Source organism: Citrobacter sp., assembly GCF_050252275.1.
In the GTDB taxonomy this organism is placed as follows: Bacteria; Pseudomonadota; Gammaproteobacteria; order Enterobacterales; family Enterobacteriaceae; genus Citrobacter_A; species Citrobacter_A amalonaticus.
In genome coordinates this window covers 1-8,444 of sequence record NZ_JBFWLF010000200.1, presented here as the reverse complement: position 1 = coordinate 8,444, position 8,444 = coordinate 1, and the positions used below count along the sequence as shown (strand labels likewise).

The following is an 8,444-nucleotide window of genomic DNA, read 5'->3' as shown; positions in this document are numbered from 1 at the left end:
GGACGATCAGACTGGCGACCGCCTCGCGGATTTCATGCATGATGTGGCGATCGTTATTGCGGTTATCCCGCAGCGCCTGTTCAAACAGCTGGATCTGCTCAGTGCTTTCATGCCAGAGCCAGAAGGTGCTGATGAGCTGGAAAACCAGCAAAATCATGCCGATGGTGATCATCAGCCGCCGACGCAGGGTCATGGGCTGGCGTAGAAAACGCTTCAGATTCAATTAGCTTTCCTCAGTCGCGGTCGCCACCAGCATGTAGCCAAAGCCGCGCACGGTACGAATACGGGATTTGCCCACTTTATCGCGCAGGTTATGGATATGCACTTCCAGGGTATTGGTGGACGGTTCGTTATCCCAGTTATAGATGTCGTTATAGAGAATTTCCCGGTGCACCGGGCTTCCCGATTTCAGCATCAGACGCGACAGCAACGCGTACTCTTTAGGGGTGAGAATTAACTCTTCTCCCTCTTTCCACACCTGTCGACGGCCCATGTTCAGCGTCAGGTTGCCGACGACCAGTTCACTCTCGCCCTGGTTATTGTGACGACGCAGCAGCGCGCGGATCCGGGCGTGCAGCTCTTCCAGCGCAAAAGGTTTCACCAGATAATCGTCGGCCCCGACGTCCAGCCCGGAAATCTTATCGCCGAGCGTGTCCCGCGCAGTAAGGATCAGCACCGGCAGGGTATATTTTTTCTGCCGGATGCGAGCAAGGAAATGCAGGCCATCTTCATCAGGCAGGCCGAGGTCCAGCACCACCAGACTGTAATGACCGGTTTCCAGACATTGCTCAGCCGCACGGGCGGTCGACACGCCATCGCAGGCGTACCCTTCGGTTTGTGCCGCCAGAATCAGGCCCTGCAAAAGCAGCGTATCGTCTTCAACAATCAGTATTTTCATTGCGTGGTTCTCCTGCAGGGCTGCAGAATATCATCTGCGGCCTGATATTGCGTGGTCTGTACGCCGGTCAGTCCCAGCATGGTCGAGAAAAGATTGTCCTGCGAGTAATCCTGAGTACGCGCCTGTTTTTGCAGGCAACTGGCATCAACCTGATAGCGCTGCTGATAATCCTCTGACAGCCACAGCAGCATCGGCACATGCTTCTGGGAGTCTGGCGCAATGGCATACGGCAGGCCGTGCAGATAAACGCCGTTTTCACCCAGCGACTCGCCGTGGTCGGAAAGATACACCAGGCTGGTGGTAAATTTATCCTGATGCGCTTTCAGAAGATTAATTGTTTTATCAACAATATAGTCGACATACAGCACGGTATTATCGTACGTGTTCACTAATTGTTCCTGTGAACAGGTCTGGATTTCATTGGTATCGCAGGTTGGGGTAAATTTCCTGAACTGCGGCGGGTAGCGGTTGTAGTAGGTCGGGCCGTGGCTGCCGATGGTATGCAGTACAATCACCCCGTCACCTTGCAGGTTGTTGATGTACTCTTCCAGACCGTGGAACAGAACCTCGTCATAGCATTCGCCGTCGATGCATTCCCCTTTCAGGTTTAACGCCGTCATATTCTGATGCGGCACGCGGTCGCAGGCGCCTTTACAGCCGCCATCGTTGTCATTCCACAGTACGTTAACGCCCGCGCGCTGGATAATATCGAGCATCCCTTCCTGATGCTGCGCCAGCTCTTCGTCGTAATGCTTACGCGGCATGTTAGAGAACATGCACGGTACAGAGACCGCCGTGGCGGTACCACACGACGTGGTGCGCGGGAAGTAAACCACATTATCTTTTGCCAATAGCGGATTGGTTTTGCGGGAGTAGCCGCCGAGCGAGTAGTTTTCGCCACGTGAGGTTTCACCGACGATCAGGATAGTCAGATTTTTGCGCTTCTCTTGCTGCATCACCGGATTACGATGGGCGTCTTCCCCGATGCGTACCAGCGGCAGGTGTGCGAGGCGCTGATGGGAGTACCATGACCAACTGGCGACAATGCCGTTAGATGGGCTGAGAGCTTTGACCAGTTCTTTATTGTTGCGAAACAGTGAGGCGTAATCTTTATAGAAAAAGGCCGCCACCAGCACGATCAATAACACGGATACCAGCACGTTGGCAGCGCGATACAGCACGCTGCGCAGGACAGGCGTAGTCGGTTTGATTTTAATCCAGCAGGCAACGATGGCCGCCGCAATGCCGCTAAGACCGAGCGTGAGCACCATTCGCGGCGTCATCAGGGCGAACGTTTCGGCAGGCGTCGTATCCACCATATTGGCAATCATTGAGCGGTCAATGATGATGCCGTAAGTCATGATGAAATACTGCGCTGACGCGGACATCAGAATAAACAGGCAGGCCAGCAGGCGGTTCAGCCACAGGAAAGAGGCCAGCGTCAGGACAATATTCATGACGCTGAACGCCACCACTGGCATCGACAAGAAGACCAGGATGTTACGCAGAGAATCCAGCGGCAGATCCTGCACAACCTGTTTGTAGAACGCGATGTTCAGACAAACAGACAAATAGAATGAAACCAGTAGTAACCAGGCCAGCAGGCTGAGAAGAGGTCTTTTGACAATGCGCTTTAACATGGTGGAGCTTCCGTAGACTAATTAGCGCAGATCCTCGCAAAGTAAAGTTAAGCCAACCTTAAGAACTTAAGGTTGGCTTCATCGTGTAAAAGAGGGGGATTAATTGCGGTTAACCGGCGCATCCAGTGGGAAGGGGTTTTTGTGGATCCGGTTGTAGTTCAGGGCGTACAGCGCGGTGATGATCATCAGGGTCACGAATGACCACATTACCTCTTTCGCGCCAGACCCCACCACAGCCCAGATGCAGTAAATAAAGGCCACAAAGGTTACCAGCAGATAGAGCGGACGCGCTTTGCCGAAGTGTCCGTGACCGAGCAGCAGCAGCGCAGCACAGGTGTACAAATACGGCACCAGCGTAAAGATGACGGACACTGAAGAGACGAGGCCAAACTCTTTCGCGGCGTTCGGCGACATACTGCTGAACTGGAAGATAGTCATCAGAATCCCGACAATAATCAGCCCGGCAACCGGTGTGCCCGCCTTATTTACACGGGCAAAAATCGGTGGGAACAGACCGTCATCGGCGGCGGCTTTTGCAGTCTGTCCGGCCAGCAGCGTCCAGCCGCCCAGCGAACCTAAACAGCCTGCTGCCGCGCAGAAGGAGACAATCGCGCCAGCGGTGTTACCCAGCGCCATACGTGCCGCATCACCGAACGGTGAAGCGGAGACGCGCAGCGCGGCATTAGGGATCATCCCCATGATGGCGGTGGTGGAGAGCACATAGCACACAGCCGCAATCAGCACCCCGCCAATGGTGGCAATCGGCACGTTGCGTTTCGGGTTTTTGACCACCCCTGCCGCTACCGAGGCACTTTCGACCCCGATGAATGACCACAGGGTGACGTTAAGGGTGCTCTGAATCGCGCCGAAGGTGTTCATGCCGCTCACGTTCCAGGCCGCCATGTAGGTTTCGCCACGGAACCAGAACCAGCCAAACACCGCGATACCGACGATGGGGACCAGCGCCAGCACGGTGGCAACGGCCTGAACGCGGGTGATCATTTTCGGACCGACAATATTGAGCAGAACAAAAATCCACAGCACCACCACGCAGGTCAGGGTCAGCACCAGCGGATCTTTCAGAATGGGGAAGAAGTAGCTCAGGTAACCGACGCCGATAACCACCATCGCGATGTTACCGATCCAGCAGGCCAGCCAGTATAGCACGTTGGTCTGGTAACCGAGGAACGGCCCAAAGCAACGACGAGCATACGCGTAAGAACCGCCGGGACTGGGATCTAAGGACGACATTTTTGCGTAGACCATCGACAGCGCCAGCGCGCCGATAATCGTGACTAACCATCCGTAGATTGCAATCCCGCCGGTGGCGGCCAGGTTCGCAGGGAGCAGGAAAACCCCTGACCCCATGATATTCCCCGACACCATTAAGGTGACGGGGATTAAGCCCACTTTGTGAGCATCAGCATCCGAGGACATAATTAATCTCCTGAAGGGAACAATAAATGATGTCTCATAATACGCCTTCAGGTGTCGGTTGAATTATGTGCGACGTGGGTTATCGCTAATGCTGATATTATCGTAGCTCATTACAAAATGCTCAAAAATCACGCTGCCGTACGGTCTTTAAACTGGCTGACATAATGTAGCGGGGTCATGCCATAATACTCTTTGAACACAGAGATAAAGTAAGATGTACTGTTATAACCACACAGTTCGGAGACCTGGGATATATTCTTGCCATCCATCAGAAGTTGATTAACAGCGTAGCGCATGCGGCAAGTGGTGATGATTTGACTGTAGCTGGTATTTTCGCTTTTGAGTTTCTTCTTTAGCAAACTCGGACTCAGACAGAGACAACGGGCGACCTGATTAAGATTCCACGCTTTATGAATGTCACTCTCGATAATATGGTAAACGCTGTCGCTGACGCGGTTTCGCAACATAAACATCAGCAGGGACAAAAACTTCTTACTGTCGAGAAAGCGGGATAACACGGCGAACAACAGGCAGCTTGTACGTTCTTCTTCGCCAGGGCTGTCGGTATGCGCAATGCTGTGTTGTGCTGCCACCCGGAAGACATCGGGGGTCACACATTCAGCGGTTAATACCGGGGAGGAACTCCGTTGCCAGAGTGGAATATTTGAAAGATCTTTATTTAAAAAGCGAAGATAATCTTTAATTATATCTCGGCTAATATGTGCGACCAGTGCGTTATTAATCGATGAGATATCGATGATATTGTTTTCACAGGCGATGAGTGCCATATGATTCGCTTTTAAATTGATAGCCTCTTTACCGTTTACTCGTAGCCAAACGTCTTTTTCGGTTAACACGACAATGCAAGGATTATTGCTGAAAATTCTCATACCCTAACTCCCGAATATGAACATAAAATATCCTTTCTCACCAAAGGGGAGAGATAAAGCAGATATTTCGATTTGTATGACGAATGAAGTCCGCATTAAAATAATGGTTTTGTCTGGAAATACAATAGGCGACAGATAATTGCTATGTACAGAAACTTTTACGCGGTGGAAACCATGCATAAGGGATAAAAAAAAGCGCGGGGAGCACCCGCGCAAAAAGGTATGACAATGGTAGTTTTTCTCAGCAATACTCAGGAAACGCTCGTCATAACCCTACGGCCTAAACCAGGCTGCGTCAGGGTGGCCATGTCATGACGCAGTCGTCGGAATTGATTTACGCTTTCACGCACATTACGTGATAGACGCCATCAATGATTTCAGTGCCTTCGGTTTCATGTTCGAAACCAGGGAAGTGGTGATCCCAGGATTGCAGGGCGCGGAGATAGCCCACCTGCGGACTGTTTTCATCACCGAAGTTCTCGCCGGAAAGCAGCATCGGAATTCCCGGCGGATAAGGGATCACCGAGTTTGCTGCAATGCGACCCGGCAGTTTATCAATGGCCACCATTTCGATGTTGTCGTTAACGATAGCGTTATAGGCTTCACGCGGCGTCATTGCGGCAACCGGCAGGCCGGAATAGGCGGCGTTGAGTTTCGCGCCTGGGTTGTTTTCCCGCAGCCAGGCGAACATCCGATCGCCCAGGTCGTGAATGCCCATATTGGCGTAGGTTTCTGGGTGTTCGTCGACCAGTTCCGGCATGACCTGCGCCAGTGGGGTGTTGGCATCGTAGTGATGTTTAAATGAGCACAGGGTGTTGATCAGGGTTCCCCATTTCCCACGGGTGATGCCCATCGAGAACAGGAACATGATCTGGAAATCGGTGGTGCGGGTTGGCACGATTCCGTGACGTCCAAGCCAGGCGGTGACCAGCGCTGCAGGCACCCCCGTCTCTTCCAGTTCGCCGTCGTCACCCATCCCCGGTGCGAGAATGCTGACCTTGATCGGGTCAAGCATGCTCCAGTTATCGGGTAAGTCTTTAAAGCCGTGCCAGGATTCGCCCGGACGCATCACCCAGCAGTTCTGGTCTGTTGCCAGCAGTTTCGCCGGTGCGTCAGCAAAATCGAATGTTTTCCCGGTCTGCGGATCGGTGACCACTTCTTTGTTCCACGGCTTGAAGAACCAGTCGCCGTCGGCGCTGAACTCTTTATACAGACGCGCCATGGCCTGGCGGAAGTCGATGGCTTCGTCGATCACTTCCTGAGTCAGCGACAGGCCGCTGTTGCCGTCCATCATGGACACCGCCACATCGTTGGATGCGCAGATGGCATACAACGGCGAGGTGGTGGCATGCATCATGTACGCCTGATTGAAGCGGGAAAAATTCACTGCGCCGCGACCTTCACGCACATGGATGTAAGACGCCTGAGAGAGGGCGTTCAACAGTTTGTGCGTAGAGTGGGTGGCAAAAACGGTAGGACCACTGTGATCGCCCGGTTCACCACGCATCGCATAGTGGTCGGCGTAAATCGGGTTAAAGCGGGCGTAGCCGTACCAGGCTTCGTCGAAGTGAATGCGGTCGGTAGTTTGCGCCAGTAACGCCTGTGCGGATTTCGCGTTATAGCAGACACCGTCGTAGGTACAGTTGGTCACCACGCTATAAGACGGTTTTTGTCCTGTCTTCTCTTTGGTCAGCGGGCTTTCGCTGATTTTTTTCTGTAAGGTTTCCGGCTGCATTTCCTGTGGGTAGATAGGGCCAATGATGCCGTAGCGGTTACGGCTGGGCACCATATACACCGGTTTCGCCCCGGTCAGGATCAACCCCTGTTCAATCGATTTATGGCAGTTACGGTCCAGCACCACGACATCGTTATCGGTCATACAGGCCTGCATAATGGTGCGGTTGGAGCCGGATGTCCCGACCACGACGGACCAGGAACGGTCTGCGCCAAAGACCCGTGCAGCATATTTTTCGCTTTCGCCAAAGGCCCCGGTGTGATCGAGCAGAGAACCCAGCGAAGCACGTTCAATCCCCATGTCGCTGCGGAACAGGTTTTCGCCGTAATAATCATGATAGAAGCGACCGGCAGGCGTTTTGGTAAAACCCACACCACCCTGGTGGCCCGGTGCGGCCCAGGAGTATTCATGGATATCACTGTATTTCATTAGCGCATTGAACAGCGGCGGCAGCAGTTGCTGACGATAACGGGTCATGGCGGCGACTGCGCGCCCCGCGATAAAGTCAGCGGTGTCTTCGAGGATCCAGGCGAACTCATCGACAAGCTCCAGCATATCGCGGTCCAGCGAGGCGGTGGCTTTCTCTCTGTCACCTAACAGAAAGACCGGCACATTTTGCTGGCGCTCATGAAGCTTACCGATCAGTTCTCTGACATTTTGATGTTCATCAGGCTGTTCCATTTGATAGCTGAACATCAGGCAATCAATGGCTTCGTTTGCCGACAGGATGGCGTAGCCGTCGTCGAAAGACGTGGACTTAATGACGGTAATATTTTGCCGACTTAAGGCGTCTGCCAGACGTTCCACGGCCTTGCCAACCCAGGTGTCCTGATGCAGAAATTCACTTTCAACAATTAATACTTTCATCATCTCTTACCCGGTTGTGGAGGAATCTGTGATGCGGGCAAGTATTATCCTGACGAAAAAAGGTGTAAAGAGGGCGCGAAACGACGGGGATTCATCAATAATTTTTTATAAACAATGGTTTAAAGTGATTTGCCAGCCGTTTTTGACGGTGGTTTATCGACAGCTGAACTATTTTTTGAGCTGATAGTGATATCGCCGGAGCCTGTGTATGCCTCCGGCAGATAAATACGTTATGCGTCGGGGGGCGTTAATCCATAGCGCTGCAACTGACGGCTATGCACTCCCGCCAGCAACGTTACCGTAGTCAATGAACCCAGCAACGCGCAGAACATGTCTGACTGGGTATCCCACGGGTCGCCCTGCGTGCCAAGGAAATCGTCCGCGCCCTGTCCCATCGCCAGCGCGGCCCACCATTCAATTAACTCATAGGTGGCACTGATCGCCAGCGCCACGCAGCAAACCAGAAATGACAGCATCTTCCCGCTGCGAACAATCTCTGCGCGTAGCAGAATTTCGCGCGCCACCAGTGCCGGAACCAGGCCCTGGAAGAAATGGCCGAGTTTGTCATACGGATTTCGGCTTAAGCCCAGCCACTCCTGCACTTCAAAGCCCACAGGGACTTTGGCATAGGTGTACATACCGCCCACCATCAGGATGATGGCGTGGAAAAAAATCAGGGTATAAAGCAGAGGAGTGAGCGGGTAGCGCTTTACGGTTGTCAGCAGCAGCGGTATCACAATTATGACCGGCGTAACTTCCATCAGCCAGGTGGTTTTCTCACCTGCCGAGAAGCCAGTGTAGATCAGGATAAGCGTCAGGATCAGTGCGCCGATATTCAGCAGGATGGGGTTAAATGTGAGGAACAAGGTGATTTCGCAAGTAGTGGAAAAGGCTACTATTCACCGAAGAGGTCGAAAATTCAATGCCAGCCATGACGGGAAAAGGTGGCCCGGGGGGATCACCGGACTGCCAACAAA

At 53.0% G+C, this 8,444-nt stretch carries 6 protein-coding genes and 1 pseudogene; all 7 read right to left on the bottom strand.

Features of this window, described 5'->3' with window-relative positions; all coding sequences use genetic code 11:
• Positions 1 to 223 (bottom strand): annotated as a pseudogene (locus AB7E14_RS16180) (two-component system sensor histidine kinase PmrB); the annotation flags it as partial.
• The gene (basR, locus tag AB7E14_RS16175; RefSeq protein WP_042999093.1) at positions 224 to 898 is read right to left on the bottom strand and encodes a two-component system response regulator BasR; all 675 of its coding nucleotides are present in this window, start codon (positions 896 to 898) and stop codon (positions 224 to 226) included.
• Positions 895 to 2,538, bottom strand: coding sequence for a phosphoethanolamine transferase EptA (gene eptA, locus AB7E14_RS16170; RefSeq protein WP_044328921.1), 1,644 nt, complete (start codon positions 2,536 to 2,538; stop codon positions 895 to 897). Before eptA ends, basR begins: the two co-directional genes overlap by 4 nt.
• Before the next feature lie 99 nt (positions 2,539 to 2,637).
• Positions 2,638 to 3,975: an arginine/agmatine antiporter gene (gene adiC, locus AB7E14_RS16165; RefSeq protein ID WP_044328920.1), complete on the bottom strand. Its 1,338-nt coding sequence runs from the start codon at positions 3,973 to 3,975 to the stop codon at positions 2,638 to 2,640.
• Between the two features lie 128 nt (positions 3,976 to 4,103).
• Positions 4,104 to 4,865, bottom strand: a complete 762-nt coding sequence (locus AB7E14_RS16160; RefSeq protein ID WP_316962632.1) for an AraC family transcriptional regulator — start codon at positions 4,863 to 4,865, stop codon at positions 4,104 to 4,106.
• Between the two features lie 334 nt (positions 4,866 to 5,199).
• The gene (adiA, locus tag AB7E14_RS16155; protein WP_316962668.1) at positions 5,200 to 7,467 is read right to left on the bottom strand and encodes an arginine decarboxylase; all 2,268 of its coding nucleotides are present in this window, start codon (positions 7,465 to 7,467) and stop codon (positions 5,200 to 5,202) included.
• Positions 7,468 to 7,697: 230 nt separating this feature from the next.
• Positions 7,698 to 8,333, bottom strand: a complete 636-nt coding sequence (locus AB7E14_RS16150; protein WP_428169669.1) for a DUF2238 domain-containing protein — start codon at positions 8,331 to 8,333, stop codon at positions 7,698 to 7,700.
• Positions 8,334 to 8,444 lie beyond the last annotated feature (111 nt).

What these genes read in the sequence shown, in the direction of transcription:
- basR (WP_042999093.1), bottom strand. Translation starts at nt 898, where the DNA reads ATGAAAATACTGATTGTTGAAGACGATACGCTGCTTTTGCAGGGCCTG.
- eptA (WP_044328921.1), bottom strand. Translation starts at nt 2,538, where the DNA reads ATGTTAAAGCGCATTGTCAAAAGACCTCTTCTCAGCCTGCTGGCCTGG.
- adiC (WP_044328920.1), bottom strand. Translation starts at nt 3,975, where the DNA reads ATGTCCTCGGATGCTGATGCTCACAAAGTGGGCTTAATCCCCGTCACC.
- AB7E14_RS16160 (WP_316962632.1), bottom strand. Translation starts at nt 4,865, where the DNA reads ATGAGAATTTTCAGCAATAATCCTTGCATTGTCGTGTTAACCGAAAAA.
- adiA (WP_316962668.1), bottom strand. Translation starts at nt 7,467, where the DNA reads ATGAAAGTATTAATTGTTGAAAGTGAATTTCTGCATCAGGACACCTGG.